This is a genomic window from Polaribacter sp., from assembly GCF_051251875.1.
Taxonomy (GTDB): domain Bacteria; phylum Bacteroidota; class Bacteroidia; order Flavobacteriales; family Flavobacteriaceae; genus Polaribacter.
On the sequence record NZ_JBPOGL010000010.1, the window covers coordinates 1 to 19454 of the forward strand.

At 29.1% G+C, this 19454-nt stretch carries 19 protein-coding genes and 1 pseudogene; 5 read left to right on the forward strand and 15 right to left on the reverse strand.

Annotated features, from left to right (window positions below):
* Positions 1-408: 408 nt before the first annotated feature.
* Complete coding sequence (locus tag ACSHW5_RS06435) at positions 409-2604, reverse strand: endonuclease MutS2 (RefSeq protein WP_435675292.1); 2196 nt, start codon at positions 2602-2604, stop codon at positions 409-411.
* Positions 2605-2701: 97 nt separating this feature from the next.
* Here ACSHW5_RS06435 and ACSHW5_RS06440 point away from each other — a divergent pair, with 97 nt between their 5' ends.
* Entirely contained in the window at positions 2702-3364 is a 663-nt protein-coding gene (locus ACSHW5_RS06440; protein ID WP_435675293.1) for a uracil-DNA glycosylase, read from the forward strand.
* Here ACSHW5_RS06440 and ACSHW5_RS06445 read toward each other — a convergent pair.
* From ACSHW5_RS06445 to ACSHW5_RS06495, 11 genes are all read right to left on the reverse strand, one after another.
* A complete protein-coding gene (locus tag ACSHW5_RS06445) occupies positions 3348-4361 on the reverse strand; it encodes a glycosyltransferase family protein (protein WP_435675294.1) in 1014 nt (337 codons plus the stop codon). The genes ACSHW5_RS06440 and ACSHW5_RS06445 overlap by 17 nt on opposite strands.
* A 6-nt stretch (positions 4362-4367) precedes the next feature.
* On the reverse strand, positions 4368-5246 hold the full coding sequence (locus tag ACSHW5_RS06450) for a UDP-2,3-diacylglucosamine diphosphatase (protein WP_435675295.1): 879 nt from the start codon (positions 5244-5246) through the stop codon (positions 4368-4370).
* Positions 5247-5540: 294 nt separating this feature from the next.
* Entirely contained in the window at positions 5541-5681 is a 141-nt protein-coding gene (locus ACSHW5_RS06455) for a hypothetical protein (RefSeq protein ID WP_435675296.1), read from the reverse strand.
* Between the two features lie 20 nt (positions 5682-5701).
* Positions 5702-6562 (reverse strand): substrate-binding domain-containing protein, encoded by an 861-nt coding sequence (locus ACSHW5_RS06460; RefSeq protein WP_435675297.1) that lies wholly within the window; start codon positions 6560-6562, stop codon positions 5702-5704.
* The gene (locus tag ACSHW5_RS06465) at positions 6563-7432 is read right to left on the reverse strand and encodes a nucleoside phosphorylase (protein WP_435675298.1); all 870 of its coding nucleotides are present in this window, start codon (positions 7430-7432) and stop codon (positions 6563-6565) included.
* Entirely contained in the window at positions 7433-8377 is a 945-nt protein-coding gene (locus tag ACSHW5_RS06470) for a DUF1835 domain-containing protein (RefSeq protein ID WP_435675299.1), read from the reverse strand.
* Positions 8378-8525: 148 nt separating this feature from the next.
* Positions 8526-8849 (reverse strand): translation initiation factor, encoded by a 324-nt coding sequence (locus tag ACSHW5_RS06475; RefSeq protein ID WP_435675300.1) that lies wholly within the window; start codon positions 8847-8849, stop codon positions 8526-8528.
* 75 nt (positions 8850-8924) lie between these two features.
* Positions 8925-9872 carry an isopenicillin N synthase family dioxygenase gene (locus ACSHW5_RS06480; RefSeq protein ID WP_435675301.1) on the reverse strand — a complete coding sequence of 316 codons (948 nt, stop codon included), beginning with the start codon at positions 9870-9872 and terminating at the stop codon, positions 8925-8927.
* Between the two features lie 63 nt (positions 9873-9935).
* The gene (locus ACSHW5_RS06485; RefSeq protein WP_435675302.1) at positions 9936-10670 is read right to left on the reverse strand and encodes a DUF6048 family protein; all 735 of its coding nucleotides are present in this window, start codon (positions 10668-10670) and stop codon (positions 9936-9938) included.
* Positions 10651-11124 (reverse strand): DUF6452 family protein, encoded by a 474-nt coding sequence (locus ACSHW5_RS06490; protein WP_435675303.1) that lies wholly within the window; start codon positions 11122-11124, stop codon positions 10651-10653. The genes ACSHW5_RS06485 and ACSHW5_RS06490 overlap by 20 nt, the downstream gene beginning before the upstream one ends.
* A gap of 31 nt (positions 11125-11155) precedes the next feature.
* On the reverse strand, positions 11156-11446 hold the full coding sequence (locus ACSHW5_RS06495; protein WP_435675304.1) for a 4a-hydroxytetrahydrobiopterin dehydratase: 291 nt from the start codon (positions 11444-11446) through the stop codon (positions 11156-11158).
* A 260-nt stretch (positions 11447-11706) separates the two neighbouring features.
* Here ACSHW5_RS06495 and ACSHW5_RS06500 point away from each other — a divergent pair, with 260 nt between their 5' ends.
* Positions 11707-14289, forward strand: a complete 2583-nt coding sequence (locus tag ACSHW5_RS06500; protein WP_435675305.1) for a sulfatase-like hydrolase/transferase — start codon at positions 11707-11709, stop codon at positions 14287-14289.
* The gene (locus ACSHW5_RS06505) at positions 14286-14744 is read left to right on the forward strand and encodes a DUF6702 family protein (protein ID WP_435675306.1); all 459 of its coding nucleotides are present in this window, start codon (positions 14286-14288) and stop codon (positions 14742-14744) included. Before ACSHW5_RS06500 ends, ACSHW5_RS06505 begins: the two co-directional genes overlap by 4 nt.
* A gap of 79 nt (positions 14745-14823) precedes the next feature.
* Here the strand turns inward: ACSHW5_RS06505 and ACSHW5_RS06510 are convergent.
* A pseudogene (locus ACSHW5_RS06510) lies at positions 14824-15000 on the reverse strand (23S rRNA (uracil(1939)-C(5))-methyltransferase RlmD); the annotation flags it as partial.
* A gap of 58 nt (positions 15001-15058) precedes the next feature.
* On the opposite strand from ACSHW5_RS06510, the gene ACSHW5_RS06515 reads away from it, so the two are divergent.
* Both ACSHW5_RS06515 and ACSHW5_RS06520 read left to right on the forward strand, forming a co-directional pair.
* Positions 15059-15313: a DUF6364 family protein gene (locus ACSHW5_RS06515; protein WP_435675307.1), complete on the forward strand. Its 255-nt coding sequence runs from the start codon at positions 15059-15061 to the stop codon at positions 15311-15313.
* Complete coding sequence (locus ACSHW5_RS06520; RefSeq protein ID WP_435675308.1) at positions 15303-15725, forward strand: type II toxin-antitoxin system VapC family toxin; 423 nt, start codon at positions 15303-15305, stop codon at positions 15723-15725. Before ACSHW5_RS06515 ends, ACSHW5_RS06520 begins: the two co-directional genes overlap by 11 nt.
* Before the next feature lie 310 nt (positions 15726-16035).
* Here ACSHW5_RS06520 and rlmD read toward each other — a convergent pair whose 3' ends face one another.
* Entirely contained in the window at positions 16036-17490 is a 1455-nt protein-coding gene (rlmD, locus tag ACSHW5_RS06525; RefSeq protein WP_435675309.1) for a 23S rRNA (uracil(1939)-C(5))-methyltransferase RlmD, read from the reverse strand.
* A 331-nt stretch (positions 17491-17821) separates the two neighbouring features.
* A complete protein-coding gene (locus ACSHW5_RS06530) occupies positions 17822-18979 on the reverse strand; it encodes a mechanosensitive ion channel (RefSeq protein ID WP_435675310.1) in 1158 nt (385 codons plus the stop codon).
* Positions 18980-19454 lie beyond the last annotated feature (475 nt).

Sequence of the window (19454 nt, forward strand, 5' to 3'; positions counted from 1 at the left end):
AAAGCCCACAGTGAGGTACGAACGAGGACTTGGAACGAATAGCCTGACCTCGCTTTTTTGCGGGGGCACGCCATAATAGTTATTATTTTTTAAGTGAAGTATTTTGAGTATTCGGTATTTCTAATTACACTATAAGTTTTTTATTATAATTTTTTTTTTGAAATAGGTTGTAATTAGTTTGAAACAATTTTTATTTATAAGATCTGAATACCTTTTAGTTTGGAGTTTTTAAATTAGAATATTTTTGATATGTTTATATAGATAAAGATGGTAAATTGTAGTGGGTAAAGGAAAAGATTTGTATAAATACGATGAAATAAAATTGAATGTTTCCTCATTAAATACAAATTAAAAATCCTTCACGGTATGCGAAGGATTTTGATGATATGTGTTTTATGAATAGTAAAACTATTTTGCTTTTTCTACAAGTTCTAAATTGGTAACAGCTGTTTTTGTGGTAAAAATGCCGTAATTAATGGTTACGCTCTTTTTATCTATTTTATCTATAGTTCCAATTGAATTTGAATCGATGATGCGGACTCTATCGTTTATCTGGTAAATATATTCCGATTTTACTTTGGCTATTTTAGCAGCTTCAATTTTCTTTTCTTTACGTACTTCAACAACCTTTTCTAAGACTTCTTTTTCTACTTTTTGAATGGTTTCTTTTAATTTTTTCTCTAATACTTGAGCTTGTCTTTTTTGTATTTTAGTCTTTGGCTTTAATGGTGCTTTTTTTGCGTGTTTTACTTTTTCATCAGAAACCCATTTATTAAAATTGGTGTTTAATTCCTTTTTATTATTGGTTTGAAAGTATTTGTTGAGTAATTCATTTGTTTTTCTCCCATAAGAAAGCATTTTTTGATTTTGGTCATATAGTTCTTGAAAACCAGCTAGTTTTTCCTGAACTTTGTCTTCCTTTTCTTGTAGACTATCTAAATGTTCTTTTCCTTTAGATTCTTGCTTCTCTAAGTTTTCAGAATTTTTTTGAAGTCTATTGCGTTCCTTTTGCAATTTTGAAATGGTTTTGTCTAACCGTATTTTTTCGGTTTCTACACGTTTTTTGGCTTTATTAATAATACTGAAAGGAATTCCGTTTTTTTGCGCCACTTCAAAAGTAAAAGAACTACCTGCTTGACCAACAAAGAGCCTATACAAAGGTTCTAAAGTACGTTCATCAAATTGCATATTGGCGTTGGTAACGTTTTCTAATTCGTTTGCAAGAACTTTTAAATTAGAGTAATGTGTGGTTATTATTCCGAAAGCTTTTTTGTAATAAAATTCTTCTAAGAAAATTTCTGCCAAAGCACCACCTAACTCGGGATCTGAACCAGTACCAAATTCATCTATTAGGAAAAGAGTGTTTTGGTTACATTTCCTTAAGAAATATCGCATGTTTTTTAAGCGATAACTGTAAGTACTTAGTTGATTTTCAATAGATTGATTATCTCCTATATCTGTTAAAATAGTGTCGAAAATAAAAGTTTCACTGCGCTCATCAACAGGAATTAAAATTCCACTTTGCAGCATTAATTGTAGTAAACCTATGGTTTTTAGAGTAATACTTTTTCCACCAGCATTAGGGCCAGAAATAACTATAATTTGTTGTTTGTTGTCTAATTGAATACTTTGAGATATTGTTTTTAATTGTTGCTCATTATTTTTTTTCCATAAAATTGGATGAACTGCATTTTTAAAATATATTTTTTTCTCCTTGGTAATTTTTGGCAGAATTGCATTTATTTCTCGCGCATATTTTGCCTTGGCTCCAATGGCATCGATATGTATTAAAAATGAAATATATTCTTTTAATAAAGGAACAAAAGGGCGTATGATATTTGATAAACTACGTAAGATTTTTACTATTTCTTGTTTTTCTTCGTAAATTAAATTTTGATATTCTCTACTGTAAGAAAGTGTTGCTTGTGGTGCAATATAGACGATGTTACCCGTTTTTGATGCGCCCAATAAACTACCAGCTACTTTTCTTCTATGCATTGCTAATACAGCTAAAACTCGTTGGTTGTCTACTACAGATTCTTTAATATCATCTAAATAACCAGATGCCATTGATTTTGATAATGCACTAGAAAAACTAGCACCAATTTTACCACGAACATCATTAATGCTTCTTCTAATTTGCTGTAACTCGGAAGAAGCATTGTTTTTTACATCACCAGAAATATCAATTATTTTTTTAATTTCATCATCTACAAAAGTGGTGAATTCTATTTCTTGAGAAAGTTCAAAAAAAGTAGGAAACTGTGTTTTAAATTTTTTAAAAAATTTAATTAGTTCATTTACGGTTAACGAAGTAGTTGCAAGTTTTAAAAAAGCTTCTGTTTCAATAAAACTATTTTCTATACCTAAACGATTTATTTTTTCAGTAAGGTTATCAAAATTATGATTTGGGACTCTGTTTTCACTTTCAAATGAAGAAAGATATTCATTTACCAAATTAAGTTCTGTAAATAAATTTTCCTTTTTTATGGGTTTAATTTCTAATACCTTTTCTTTCCCAAGACTAGATATACAATGTGTTGCAACGTGTTGTAAAACCGTTGTAAATTCTAAATCTTGTAATGTTTTGTTGGAAATATTCAATGTTTAAAATTTAATGTTCAAGGTTTATTTAATTCAATGGACTAACTTTGAACTAAAATTTAAAAGTTAGTATTCTAAACATCAAAAATAACAAAGTATGCAACTAAAAATAGCCAATAGCTGGAAAAATATTTTACAAGACCAATTTAACCAACCATATTTTAAGGCGTTAACTAGTTTTGTTGATGAAGAGTATAAAAACTACTCTTGTTTTCCGAAAGAATCAGATATTTTTGCTGCATTTAATTTCTGTTCTTTTGACGATTTAAAAGTGGTCATTATTGGACAAGATCCTTACCATGGAGAAAACCAAGCAAATGGATTGTGTTTTTCCGTAAAAGATGAAATGAAACATCCGCCATCTTTGGTAAATATTTTTAAAGAAATGTCTACGGATTTAAACAAGGAAATTCCACAAAGTGGAAATTTAGAAAAATGGGCAAAACAAGGAGTTTTATTATTGAATGCGACTTTAACTGTTAGAGCACATGAAGCCGGAAGTCATCAAAAAAAGGGTTGGGAAACATTTACAGATGCCATTATTGAACAGATTTCTTTAGAAAAAGAACATGTTGTTTTCTTACTCTGGGGAAAGTTTGCTGAAAGTAAAATGAAGTTTATAAAGGTTGAAAAACATACCATATTTACTGCTCCACATCCTTCGCCTTTGGGCGCTTGGCGAGGATGGTTTGGAAGTAAACATTTTTCTAAAACAAATGCTATTTTAGAGGATTTGCACATGTCTAAGATAGTATGGTAGGTATTACAGATTCATTATAATAAGGCAGTAAAATAGCATCTAAAATATCTTCTGTTATATCCGGATACTTTACATCAATATTTGTATCTGCCTGTATCCATTTTAAAAGTTTTGAAACTTGTTTTTTATTTAATTTTTTTAATGTATGAACACCCATTTCTTTTAAAGCTAATGCATTACATTGTTGCTCGTATTGGTTTTTCATAGGAATTACCATTAGTTTTTTCTTAAGATATAAGGCTTCAGAAGGTGTTTCAAAACCTGCGCCGCAGAGAACTCCTGCAGAAGAAGCCATACTTTTTATAAAGTAGAATTCACTAATTGGAAATACAGTGATGTTCTTTTTAAATATAAATTTATTTTCTTCCTTTGAAAATACATGCCATTTAACCAGTGGTATTTTAGATAAAACTTGAATTATTTTATCTACCTTATAAGAGGGTAAATAAACTGTAATATGACCTTTATTTCTTATTTTTATATTTCGTATTTTTTTTCTGATAATAGGCGAAAAAATAGCTGAGCTATAGGTTTTAAAATGAAATCCAAACCTGGTGGTTGCAGGTGCGTAATGTTTTAAAATAAACTTTTCTATTCTAAATGTACCGTATTTTGGAGATGCGTCATCTAACACTGCATTTTGATGACTTAAAGAAATAATATTTACATTATTTAGTTTGGCAGCCCAAGCAGAAACTGGTTCAAAATCATTAATTAATAAATCATATTCTTTAATGGGTAATTGCTTTATTTCTTTATAAAAACGAACTAAATTCATCTTTTTAAAACTACTCCAAAAGTCTATACCTCCTTTTTTTCCGAATGTAAAATTTAATCCTTTTACGCTGTATTTTATTTCAAAATCTAGTGAGATATTGTTTTCATTACCACTAATTAAAATATCTACTTCTCCTTTTTCTTGTAATAAAGGTATAATCTCTTTTGCTCTTGTTAAATGGCCATTTCCAGTACCCTGTATTGCGTATAAAATTCTCATAAATAATTACTTTAATGGTTTTTTAATATCAAACTCTTTTAATAATTCTTCAAAAAGAAAATTGCCTTTTTTTTCTTTATTTAACTGCGCTATTTCTTTTTTGCTAAGTGGAGTATCAGAATTATTGGCTTTTTTGTCATTGGCGTATTCATACAAACTCCATTGCTTGTTTTTGTACTCTAAAGCTGTTAAATTCTCTATCCAATCTCCAGAATTTAAGTACATAGTTTTTCCTTTTTGTGTTTTTATTTCTTTAATTTCTGGTTGATGTATATGTCCGCAAATAACAAAATTGTAGTGATTGTCAATAGCAATATCCGAAGCTGTTTTTTCAAAATCGTTTATAAATTTTACGGCACTTTTTACGCTATTTTTTATCTTTTTAGAAAGCGATAATTTTCCGTAACCTAAGAGTTTGCTAATCCAATTGATAAAAGTGTTTAGCAGAATTAAAACATCATAGCCTTTTCCGCCTAATTTAGCCAACCATTTAGAATGTTGCATGGTTACATCAAAAACATCACCATGAAAAATCCACACTTTTTTGTCATCAATATCTAAAATTAATTTGTTTAGAATTTTAAAATTTCCTAGTTGAAATCCTTTAAATTTTCGCAACATTTCATCATGATTACCGGTAATGTAATACACTTCTGTACCGTTTGATAAAAGCGATGTAATGTGTTTAATAACGTTCATGTGAGACTTTGGAAAAAAACGTTTGTTAAATTGCCAAATGTCAATAATATCGCCATTTAAGATTAATACTTTTGGTTGAATTGTTTTTAAATAATTTAGTAATTCTTTAGCTCTACAGCCATAAGTACCTAAATGAACATCAGAAATTACAACATAATCTAACTTACGTTTTTTATTTTTTTTCATTTTAAAAAGGTTGAGATGAGATAATGTCTAAAATCTAAATTAGTTTTCTTACTTGTTGGGGTAAGATTCTTTATTTTAAAAAAGAGTGTAAACAATAGCATTTGTAATATAGTTTCTCAAAACTAGTTACTAAATGTTATGCTAGAGTAAATTAAAAATGAAAAAAAGGTAAGCTAAACCTTATGAAAAAGTTTTCTGAAGGTTATGTGATTGTTTTGTGTAATAGTGAGCTAATAAAAAAAATCTGCTTTTAGCAGATTTTTTTGAATTTAAAATTAAGAAACAAATAGATGTTTAAGAAACATCTGCTTGCTGTAATGTTGTTTTTATAGGGGTAGTGTTCTCCGCCAAACCGCAATTAGATTTTGTACTTCTACATGAAGAAAAACAGATAATTCCGAGAAGGCAAATTGCAATAAATACTACTTTTTTCATTTCTAAGATTTTATTAAGTGTTAAAAATACATTTTTTTTATGAATCTACTCGAATTTTTCTTCTCTTCAATAACGTTAAACTGTATCATTTTATTTTGTATGCGAGTAATTAAGTTTTTAGTAATGGGTTTACCAGCGTTCCAATCCGTTATTTTTAACCACTTTTGTATGTCTTCTAGTTGTTGATTGTATCTCTTGGCTAAGATTGCATCAATATTGTTAATCTTTTTAAAGTCTTTTGTTTGTTGATTAATAATGTCTAGTACTTTCTTAACATCATTAAAATTATTTTCTAAAACTTCATCTCTAACGGCAATTACAAAGCATGGCCATGGTGTTGGACAGTCTTCAATGCGTCTAAAAGTGCCATCGTCTACCAAAGGTTTAGTAGTAAAATGTTCCCACATAAAATAATCTGCATCTCCATTAGAAAGTGCGTCTATTCCTCCTTGTAAAGTACCAACTACTTTAAATTTTAAGTTTTTTATATCCCAACCTTGGTTGTAAGCGTTTACAATAGCCATTAAATGTGAACCAGAACCAAATCTGCTAATGGCAATAGTGGCATTTTCTAAATCTTTAATGTTGATAAATTTTGATTTTGCACCAACATAAATACCCCAAATTAAAGGCGTTTGCACATAAGTTTGTACAATTTTAGAAGGATTTCCATTGGCAATATCTTTAATAATCCCTTCAGTTAATACAATAGCAATATCTACATCTCCATTTCGTAAAGCGTTGCACATTTGTCCTGTTCCACCAGGAAAATCTTGCCAACGAAGATTGATATTTTCTTTTGTAAATTTTTTATTTTTTAGGGTAAGGTACCAAGGATAATTAAAATGTTCTGGAACGCCACCAACTTTTAGTGTTGTCATTTACTCTACTAATTTTTCTAAAGTGTAAGTTATTAAATCTGCTACAATTTTGCCTGGGTTTTCACTAAAAGTACCATTTGCTCTATTGGCAATAATTGCATTGATAGAACAAGCATTATGACCTAATAATTTAGACAAACCATAAATTGCAGAAGTTTCCATTTCTAAATTGGTAATTCTATGATTGTTAAAATTAAAAGTATCAATTTTATGGTTTAAGTCATTGTCTTGTAAGGTCAAACGTAAAACTCTTCCTTGCGGACCATAAAAACCACCTGCAGTTGCGGTAATTCCTTTAAAAGTTTTATTTGAAGTTAATTTGTTTTCTAACTCTTTACTATTTTCTATTACAATAGGATATGATTTTTTAGCACTCCAATTGGTGTGATTTACAAAGGCATCTTCTATAGCTGAATTGGTAATTGTTTCAATTTGATAGGAGTGAAGCATGCCATTTAAATCTAAACCATGAGAACCAATTACAAAAGAATCTACAGGAATGTCTGCTTGCAAAGAACCAGATGTACCTATTCTTACAATATTTAATGATGTAAGTTTTGTTTTTGGTTTTCTGGTTTCTAGATTAATGTTTACTAAGGCGTCTAATTCATTAAGTACAATATCTATATTATCGGGTCCTATACCTGTTGATATTATGGAAATTCGTTTGCCTTTATAGAGACCGGTTGTTGTTTTAAATTCTCGTTTTTGTGTAGAAAATTCAATAGTATCAAAGAATTTAGAGATTTTATCTACTCTATCTTGGTCACCAACAAAAATAATAGTTAAGGCAACGTTTTCAGGTCTTAAATTCAAATGATAGACACTACCATCTGGGTTTAAGATAAGTTCAGAAGGTTTTATTGACATTTACGATGTAATTTTCAATAATTTTTTAGACTGATTGTTGAATAAAAAACTATATTTTTTTGAACCTCCAAGATAAGAAATTTCTGAACGTAATTGACCGTAAAGATTTAGTTGGTTTTCTAAAACTTGTTTTCCTTGTTTAGATAATTTTACAGGATTAAAAGAAGAGAATAGTTTTTGAAGTCTATCTATTCTGTGATCGTATTGTATGTCTCCAAAACCAAATACTTCTTGCTCATTAATAAGTTGATTAACAAGTTGTTTTTTTGATGTAAATTGATGTTTATTTGCGGTTTTTATAATGGTGTTTTCTACAATATTTAAACCGTTTTCTATGGATGGAAATCTTTGTAAATGTACTTCTAAAGCGGTGGCTAAATATTTAAAAGGAGACATTGGGTTAAACTTGTAAACAGTTTCTAAACGTAGCGGACTGTCTGAACAATACAATTGCCAAATATAATCTGCATATTCAATATCATCTTGATTTAAATTTACTCTGTTTTTAAACTGTTCTGTTATATCATCTGGGTTTAGTTGTGATAAACTATCGTTTTTACCGGTGTTTTTAAGATTGCTATTGCTTACTAAAGATATTTGATATCCTTTTCTAAAGCGTTTTAACCAACTAACAACGGCTAACATGTTAATTTGACAAAACAAATCATTATCAAACCACAATACAATTTCTTTTTGTTCTTTTTTATTACAAAGACTTCTGTATTCCTTTACGGTGTAATCTATAAATTTTCGTTTACTTATTTTATAAGAAGTTTGAAAAAACTCGAACCTGTTTTTCCAAAAAGTTTCGCTACCAACATCAGAAGTTGTTTTGCCTTCGCATAACATTTCTCGCCATGTTATAAACTCGCCAGAAAACTGTAATTTTTTTAGATAGTTAGTTGTGCTATCTCCATTAGTAATGTGTAAAGTTGAAGTTCCCATAATTATACATAATTAAAAAAATAACGTGTTTAGTTTTACTTTATTGTGTTGTTGTTTAATTTTTTTACCAAATTTTCTGAAATTAATAAATTTAAGAAAGTTTTGGACTAAGAAATTTGAGGTAAAAACTTAAAAAATTCTATGCTATTTATCCGCCAACGCGTTTTACGGAAAAGCCTTTTTCTTTAAGCATTGTCATAATTTTATCTCTATAATCTCCTTGAATAATAATTTTATCGTCTTTAAAACTACCACCTACAGAAAGTTTTGTTTTAATTTCTTTAGCAAGTATTTTAAAATCTGATGTAGCCCCAGTATATCCTTCTAAAATTGTGATTGGTTTTCCTTTGCGTTTTTCGTATTTACAAATAATTGGTGCTTCTTGTAACCAAATATCTGACTTTTCTTGTACAGGTTCTACAGTTTCCTTGTGTTCTGGAAATAAATTTTTAAGTTGATCTTTGAAATCCATTTTTTCAGTATTCAGTATTCAGTTTTCAGTATTTAGTTTGCAACTAACAGCAAACTGCTACTGAAAAACTATAAACTATTTTTTAAGTCCTAACTCTTTTAAGCGTTCATCTAAAAACTCTCCGGCAGTAATATCATCAAATTGTTTTGGGTTTTTTTCATCGATACAATTTTCTAAAACATCTAATTTCATATCAGAAATTGGGTGCATAAAAAATGGTATTGAATATCTTGAAGTTCCCCACATTTCTTTTGGCGGATTTGTAACTCTATGAATGGTAGATTTTAATTTATTATTGCTATGTCTCGATAACATATCTCCCACATTTATCATCAATTCATCTGGTTCTGCAACGGCATCTATCCATTCTCCTTTATGATTTTGTACTTGCAAACCTTTTCCTTGAGCGCCCATAAGTAGAGTTATTAAATTAATATCTCCGTGCGCTGCTGCTCTTTCTGCTCCTTTTGGCGCCGTTTTAATTGGCGGATAATGAATAGGACGTAAAATGCTATTCCCGTTTTTAATATAATTATCAAAATAGGTTTCTTCTAAACCTAAATGAATTGCTAAAGAACGCAATACAAATTTTGCTGTTTTCTCTAACATTTGGTAGGTTTCTTTACCAACTTTATTAAAGTTTTGCAATTCTTCTACGGTTACATTATCAGGATATTCTTTGGCGTATTTTGAGGTAGCATCTACATATTGTCCAAAATGCCAAAATTCTTTTAAATCTCCTTCTTTTTTTCCTTTGGCAGATTCTTTACCAAAAGACACATAACCTCTTTGCCCACCAATACCGGGTATTTCATATTTTTCTTTGGTTGCTAAGGGTAAATCGAAAAATTTTTTAATTTCTGAATACAAGTCATTTACTAGTTTATCATCTAAAAAATGACCTTTAAGTGCCACAAAACCAATATTTTCATAGGCGTGACCAATTTCATTAATAAATTTTTGTTTTTTATTTTTATCATCAGATAAAAAATCTCGTAAATCTACACTTGGTATTTTATTCATTTTTAAAAATTTTAATAAGAAAGAGGGTTAAAGTTACTAAAAAAAATAAAGTGTTTTACAAAATTATTTTTTTGTAAACGGAATTAAATAAGAAATGGTATAATTAAAACCAAAACCAGTATTACTGTCAAAAATTCTATTGAAACCAGGCGCATATAAGGTTTTAAAATTTTCAGGGTCTTTTACACTGAGTAAAATTTTGTAAGAACCACTAAAACACATAAATAAATTATGCATTGTTTCTACTTTAAAACCAACTAAAAATTCTGTCCAATGTGCGTTTAAATTACTAGCAGTTATTGGTGTTGTAATTGCAGTTGAAGGAAAATAAGTGCTATTTACATTGGGTGTATAGTTGTTTAAAGTTTGATCAAATAAACTAAAACCGTATCTAAAACCTACAATAATTTCATTATTCATATCCAACCAATTTTCATAAGCATTAAAGTTAAAACCTATTCTTGCATAGCTACCTTTTACGGTAGAATTGGTATAATCTTCTTGGGTGGTATTTTCTTCGAAGCCTATTTCTGCGGCAGCAAAAAAACGTTTATTAATTCTATAATCTCCAACAATTTCATAGCCTGTATAGGTAGCATCAAATATTGCTTTTATGGGTTTACTAATGTCTACACCAATGCGCAAACCATAAGGAGATTTGTAAACAATGCTATCTTTTTCAGTTTCTTTAACGGTTGTTAATGTTGGTTTTTCTGGTTTCTTTGGTTTTTCTGGTTTTTGAGAATATCCATTAACAAAAACAAAAAGGAAACAGATACTAATGATATATTTGTACATGTGCTGTATTTTGATTGTCTATAGTTGTTAATGTAGAAGGCGTAAAATCGGAAATCCAAGTATTGTCTGATGTAAAACTTACATCGTTAAAAATAATTTTATAGCCGCAAGATCTAGAAACATATTCTTCTTCTGTAGTGTAATTAATTGTAAATTTATCTACGTTGGTTCCGTTAGAAATATTGTAAACTGTTTCACTTGATAAACTGTTTAGTGGTATGTAAATAGAGTCTAAACTTGTACCATTAAACGCAGAAATAGTATCTTTTTCAACACCATTTTCTTCTGCCCAAACATAAATAGTATTTACGTTTTTTGTGGTTTCTCTATCTACATTATCATAAAAACGCAACACAAGATTTGGTGTTACTGGGTTTTGAATACAAAAATCATCTTTTTCGCAAGCGGAAATTAAGACAATAATTACAACAAAAAAAACTACTAGTTTTTTCATAAAACAAAAATCTGATTATAATTTAGAATATTTATTCTTCAATTTCTACAATTTTATTGATAGATTTTGCTAATTTAAAATCTAATTTTGTAACACCTTCAACATCATGCGTGGTTAATTTTATGTCTAGGGTATTATAAATGTTTGTCCATTCTGGATGATGATTTAGCGCTTCACATTCAAAAGCAATTCTATTCATTGCAGACATACAATCTTTAAAATTATCAAACTCAAAATCTGTATGCAGTGCATCATCATAATAATCCCAATCTTGTAATTTTTCTAATTTTTTATTTATTTCGAAGTCAGTTAGTTTTTTCATGATGGAGTTTTAAGTGCTAAAATAGTTTCATTTTCAGAGATAAAGCCTAGTTTTTTAGAAATTATGTTTCAATTTAACATTTGTTTGATAAATCTTTCTTTTTTTTAAAAGATTATAAATAAATCTTCTTACAGATAAACTATTCCTATAATAGAAGGTCTAAGCTTGTAAGTGTTCTTATTTAACCTTATCAGGTATAAAAATATGGAGCATTTTAAATTAAATTTTTTATATCTTTCAACAACCAAAAATAATCAAAAATGAGAATCTTAATACTGGTTTTAGTGCTTCTTTTTTCCACAACTACCTTTTTTAGTCAACAACAATCGCCCAATATATTGTTAATTATTGCAGATGATATGGGAATTGATGCTATTCCTGGATTTGGTATTACTGAAGATTTACCTGTTACACCAACATTAGATTCCTTTAGAGAAAAAGGACTAGCTTTTACAAACTGTTGGGCAGCTCCGCAATGTACGCCAACTCGTGCAGCAATAATGAGTGGTAAATTTGGTGTTAAAACAGGAGTAATGAGACCTCCTTTAATTTTAGATACAAGTCATACTTCATTATTTACTAAAATAAAAGAACAAAGTACAACAGATTACGCTATGGCGCTTATTGGTAAATGGCATATTGGAGGGAATGATACTAGTAATTATAGTCACCCAAAAGATTCTGGAGTACCTTATTATGAAGGACTTTTTACCAGTCAAGTAGCTGATTATTATGATTGGACAAAAGTAAATACTGATGGAAATGAAGAACAAGTAACAGAATATGTAACTACTCATTTAACAAATAGTGCAATATCTTGGATAGACAATCAAACAAAACCTTGGTTTTTATGGTTGGCCCACGTTGCACCACATTCACCTTTTCAAACACCTCCAAACGGAACTTATACAACTACACCAACAGATACTAGAACAACCTATTTGTCTATGATTGAGAATATGGATCATGAAATCAACAGACTATTAGAAAGTATGGATGATGAAACATTAGCAAATACAGTAATTATTTTTATTGGAGATAATGGTACTCCAGGTCAAGCAAATAATTATTGGCCAAATGGTCATGCAAAAGCATCTATTTACGAGGGAGGAATTCGTGTACCCATGATTGTTACAGGTAAATCTGTAGAAAGAGTAAATGAAGTAGAAGCAAGTTTGGTACAAGCAACAGATTTACATGCTACAATTTTAGAGTTGGCAGGAGTACAATTATTAGGAGGCACAGAAAATAGTTTAAGTTTAAAACCTACGTTAAAATTTGAAAACCAAGTTTCAAAAAAAATAAATTATACAGATTACCAAAGTGGTGGTATAGAATCTTGGGCAACAAGAAACAATACCTATAAATTAATTGAAGATGAAAACGGTAACGAAGAGTTTTATAATATTGTTACAGATCTTAAGGAAGAAACAAATTTAATTGGGAATCTTACAACCGAGCAAGAAACTATAAAAAACATGTTACAACAAGAAGCTCAGGTGATAAGAGCCGATTGGTCTTGTAATGATGGAATTAAAAATGGTACAGAAACCACCATTGATGATTGTGATAATAGCTGTGGTGTAACAGATGTTTTAAGTTATGACAATATAGATTGTTGTGGCACACCATCTAACCCAAGTGTTTATTATGAATTTGTAGAAGGAAATGATAGAGTTGTCTATTCTAACAATTACCCAAATCATAATTTTTGTTATGTTTCTAATAGAATACCAGAGCCATATTATAGAGTTTATAGATTTGATTTAGAACCAGAATTATCAGGAGAAGTTACAAGTTTAACAAGAACTAACGGGAGACCTGTTAACTTTTTTGGGATTGCTTTAAACGGAATATATATGATGCCTGCACCAGCTACCCCTTTTATTTTTGAAGATGTAAATACAGGAGAATACAACTGGGATTGGGTTTTTGAACCCACTACTAATATTGGAAGTGGAAGTGATTTTGTTGGTTTAGATTGTGCTTCTGCACACGTAAATCCTAATTCTGGGTATCATTATCATGGAAACATGTTTGAGTATGTAGAAGAATTAAAAACAGAAATTTCTACAACAAATACTATTCCAGCGGATGTTTTACAAGTTGGTTGGGCGTCAGATGGTTTTCCAATTATATATCGTTTTGGACCAGATAAAGAAGGAAATATTAAAGAAATGTTTCCTAGTTTTCAATTAAAAAGTGGTTTAAGACCTGGAGATGGAAATAGTGCTCCTTGTGGTCCGTATTCAGGAAAATACACCAATGATTTTGAATATATAGCAGGTAAAGGAGATTTAGATGAATGTAACGGAATTGAAGCTTCAGTTACGCTAACTACTGAGCAAGGTGAAGAAACTTTTGACTATTATTATGTAGTTACTCAAGGTTTTCCGCAGATTTCAAGATGTATGAAAGGCAATTTTAACGATAGTTTTATTAGCGCTGCCGGTGGTTTAGATGATGTAGATGCAGATGGAGACGGTTTTGTAAGTGCCTATGATTGTGATGATAGCAACCCGAATATAAATCCGTTTGCTACAGACAATCCTGCAACTAATTTTGATGAAAGTTGTGGTACAACATTGGGCACACAAGATTTAGATTTAAAAGACTTGGGATATTATATAAATTCGAATCCTAATGATGGTAATTTTTCTGTAATATCTACCCATTTAGAAGCGTATCAAATTAAATTATTTTCAATAAAAGGACAACTTATTCAAGAGAAAATAGGCACAGGAGTTTTGGAAATAAATAATATAACAACGGCAGGGTTTTACCTTTTGAGTATTTTAAAAGAAGGAAAAATAGTAGGAACAACTAAAATTATTGTAGAATGAGAATTTTAATAATTATTTGTTTTGCTTTCTTAAATATAAATATGACAAACGATGTACACGAATCTATTTCGGCGTCTTTTAATGTGATAAAAAGAGGACATGTATTACTGCTTGAAATTGATTTTGATGAAGAGAATTTTATCAAGTTTGGCGAGTCTAGTAGCTTGCACATCTCTAAAGAAGATTTTGCTAAATATCTAAACAAAACTACAAGTTGGGAGTTTGATGGCAAAAAAGTAACACCACAAGTATTAGATTTAAAATCTGATGGACATCATACAAAAGTGATTTGTTTCTTATCTAAAAATCCAGATAATATAAAGTCTGTTAAAATAAAAAATGAATTTTTATTGAATGTAGCATCGCACTCTAATATTGTTGAATTAGATATAAATAATACGTTTAGAGACTTTAGATTACATGATCAAAGAAGAGAAATAAAAGTAGATTATTAATCACTTTATTATAAACTAAAAGACTTCTCAAAATTTATTTTTTGAGAAGTTTTTTTTTAAGCCTGATATATTTTTTGAATTATTTTTTCTCAAACAAAACCACAGTTTCAATATGACTTGTGTGCGGAAATTGATCTACCAAACTAATTTTTTTTATGAAATATCCAGCTTCAGCCAACAACTCTGTGTCTCTAGCTTGTGTTGCCGGATTGCAAGAAACATACACCATTCTATCAGCATTTAAATTGATGATTTTTAAATTTGCACGTGTAAATAATTAAATAGAAACACGTATATTTGTTAAAAGATTCATAATGAACACAAAATTAACATTAACAATAGAAAAAGAAGTGATAGAAATCGCAAAAAAATATGCGAAAGAAAAAGGGCAAAGCCTATCTGAAATGGTAGAGAATTATTTCAAGTTTATAACAACTAGCGAAAATGAAGTGCAAGAAAAAGAACTTTCTTACAAAGTAAGTAAGTTAAGAGGTATTATAAAAACTGATAAGGAAATAGATTGCAAGAAAATTTTAACAGAAGAATTATCTAAAAAATATGGTTTATAAATTATTTATAGATTCTGATGTGGTTATTGATTTTTTTACAGATAGAACTCCATTTGCAAATGCTGCAAGCGAAATTTTTGAATTAAATGAAAACGGAAGTGTAATTATATATTTATCAGCAGTTAGCATTAACAACATTTATTACATTGTTAGAAAGTATTTAGGTCATAAAAAAACACTTGAAATTATAAGTGCTTTATCAGAAATGACTGAAATAATTGGAACTAATAAAAAAGAAATTTTACAAGCTTTAAAAAATAATTTTAAAGACTTCGAAGATTCTATTCAATATTCTTCGGCGTTAAATATTAAAGGTTTAGATGCTATTATAACTCGAAATATTAAAGATTATAAAAACTCCAAAATCGCAGTTATGACGCCAACTAACTTCTTAAAAATGAAAGACCTGTAAGGTTTTTAAAACACTAATGTTCGGAAGACTTTTGTAAATCTGTATTTAGCATTTTAATCTAAAACAATTTGGCTAAAGCCAATATCACACTCAATATATAAACACAGGCTGAAGCCTGTGTCAAGTCAAAAAAAATCCTAATATATTTCACATTTTGATGATTTTATTAGCCTGTGGATTTATCCACAGGTATAAAATATTTACACACAAATAAGGTTGGCTTTAGCCAAAATTTTGTTTTATTTTTTAGTTTTAACTAAATATTATCTTCCGAATATTTATTTTTTTAAAACCTTACAGGTCTAAATTATTATTTTTTCTCAAACAAAACCACAGTTTCAATATGGCTTGTATGCGGAAATTGATCTACCAAACTAATTTTTTTCATGAAATACCCAGCTTCAGCCAACAACTCTGTATCTCTAGCTTGTGTTGCCGGATTACAAGAAACATACACCATTCTATCCGCATTTAAATTGATGATTTTCTGCAACGTTTTTGGTGCAATTCCTGCTCTTGCAGGATCTAAAATAATGGTTTTAATTTTATCTTTATACTCAGGATGCGCAATTAAAAACTTACCAACATCTGCAGCATAAAATTGTAAGCCATCAATGCTATTTCTTTTGGCATTTTTTTCTGCATCTTCAATAGCAGAAGCTACAATGTCTACACCAACAATTTTTGCATTTTCGCTTTTAGAAGCCACAATTTGACCAATGGTTCCCGTTCCGCAGAATAAATCCATCACAACCGTATTGTCTACTTTTGTTTTATCTTCTAAAACATATTCAATAACTTTAGAGTATAATTTTTCTGCACATTTTGGGTTGGTTTGAAAAAAGCTTTTCATGCTAATTTCAAAATTTAAACCTAACAGCTCTTCTACAATTTTATCTTTTCCATACACCAAATCTAAACTACCAGCAGTTGCAATAGTTCTATCACCAGTTTCATCATTAATAGTATGCAATAAACCTGCTAAACGATCTCCGAAAATACCTTTTAGAAAGTCTGCGAATTTCTGTAAATCAAAATTCTCTAGCTCAGGAGAAGTCGTTACTAAATTGCATAATAATTCGTCTGTTTTAAAAGACTTTCTTACCACAAAATATCTAAAGAAACCGGTCTTTTTTGGTCCATGCCAAGGTTCTAATCCCGTCTCTATACAATATTGACGAATGTTTTTTAGATTGTCTTCTAATTGTTTATCAAACAAACCAGAATCTTTTTCTAAATTATCTCCCATCCACCAAACACCACGTCTTTTAAAACCTAATGTAAATTCATCTTTGTCTCTTTTTGTTACTCTATCATATCCAATAGCAGAAAAACCATATTCCATTTTATTTCTATAATGAAATACATTTGGCGAAGTTACAAACTCATCAAAAAGGTCTTCAATATTGGCTACTTTACCAATTCTTTTGAATAAAGATAAGGTACTTTCTTTTTTATATTGATGCTGTAAATCTATTGGTAATTGAATGTATGGCGCGCCAGGAATGTCTTGAAAAGGAACTTCCACTTCATCTTCAGAAGGTTCTAAAACATCTATTAATTTAGCTTCAGCATAATTTTTGCTAGACTTACTTATTTGTGCTTTTACCAATTGACCAGGCAACGTATTAGGAACAAAAATTACAAAACTTCCGTCTTTAGATTTTATTCTTGCAATTCCTTTTCCGCCAAAAGCGTAATCTTCAATTTTTAATTCTAAAACTTGATTTTTCTTTACAAATTTGTTTCGTTCTCTACGTGGCATTCTCTAAAATTTATATGATTGCAAAATTAGGAAAAGAAAAGCAGAGGTTTGTTGTTTTTTAGAGTTTTAAAAAGAGGGTGATAATTTTTATGTTTTGGGCGTGTTATGCAAAAAAGCATAACCGCGCTATCCACTATATCTTTTTTTCATACTTCAAAAAAGGATGCCGTTTCTATCGCTCACGCAAGCGTATTTGCGAACCAATTATAACTACTAAAAAATATTTTAATTTGTGGTTTTAAAAGAATAATGTTAGTTTCTTTTATAATTAAGCATAAAAAAACACCTCTAATAAAAGAGGCGTTTTCAGTTAAATTAAGAGTTGTAACTTTTATTTTTTATTAAACTTCTCTAATATTTTGGTCATTTGTTTGCCAGCAGCTTCTCTACCACCCAAACCAAAAGATAAAACAATGGTTAATGCTACGGTACCTAAAGTAATACCAAAAGCAAGGTTGATAATATCATCTGCAATGCCCATCGTTTTTAAACCAATTGCTAAGAAAATTGAAATAATTGCAATTTTAATAATGCTCGCTAAAAAGGTGTTGTTTTCTTTTTTAGCAAAGTTATTTGCAGCAATATTAGCAATCCAGCTACCAATGGCAAGAATAACCAAACCAAAAATAATTTTTGAAGAATATTCTAAAATGGTGTCTAAAATATCTGTTAATTGAATAAAATCTAATTTTTCTACCGCTGTAATTAAACCAAACAAAACAATAAAGAAATATACTAAGTTTCCTATAATTTTAACAATATTATTGTTACCAAGAACTTCATCTATACTTGCTTTGTTAAAAAAGTTATTCAAATTAAAACTATTTAAAAGATCTTTAATTATTTCACTAATAAATCTACCTCCAACAACAAAAACAATTAAAATAATAGTTGCCACAATTATTTTAGGAATCGCTTCAAAGAAATCTTCTAACATTGCCGTTGCTGGGTCAGAAATAGCATCCATTTTTAAAATGTTTAATGCGGTTATTAAAAGTGGCACAAAAATAAAAATAAAGACTACTTTTTTAAGAATATTTACCAAATCTATATTTTCTGGTAATTTTAATTTTGGAGTTAATTTTTGAATAGTATTGCCAGATAAAGCAACTAGTTCAGAAACAATGGTGGCTAACATATAACCAATATAAGCTACCAAACCAGCGCCAAAAACGTTCGGTAAAAAAGCAAAAAAGTTATTCAACATGTTTTTTACAGGCTCTAAAACATTGTCCATGCCCAAAGTATTTAAAGCTAATAAAAAAACAAATATCATAATAAACAAGTAAAATATTTGACTTATTATTTTTGCAAAATCTACTTTTTCTGTACTTAAAGATTTAGCAATTCCTGTTTTTTTACTAATATTATAAATTAGTTTCTTAATAAGTCCGGCAATAAACCAGCCAATAATAATAATAAGTAGTGCAGAAATAGGACTACCTAGAGTGTCGTTTAATTTTGAAAATGTGTGTAAAATTTGATCCATGTTTTATTGATTTTAGTTATAATAGGTTGACACAAAAATATATAATATAGTCACTAAAAATCATAAAAAATGTTAAAAATATAAGTAATATAAAAAATAAAGGTTGAATTAGTAAAAAAAAAATAATGAATTAAAAGAAGAATGGTTCTCAATTTTTAACTAGTAAAATAGTTTAGAATGGATAATTGGTTAGTTTCAAGGCAAAAAAACAAGGAGATTATAGAGTAGGTGAATTTTACAAATTTTGTTATATTAGTATATGCTAGTATGCTTTTTTTTTATAAAGAAACCACTAAATACTTTATTATAGAAATTAGTTGGCTGAAATTTTTAAACCGGTAGCGGTTATACAAAAATGTAATAATAGTACCTTTAAAATTGAATAAATCTATGAAAAATAAAATTGAAAATATTACTGGTATAAGAGCTGAAGATAATTTCGAAGATTTTATTTTTGATCAAATGGGTACAGAAT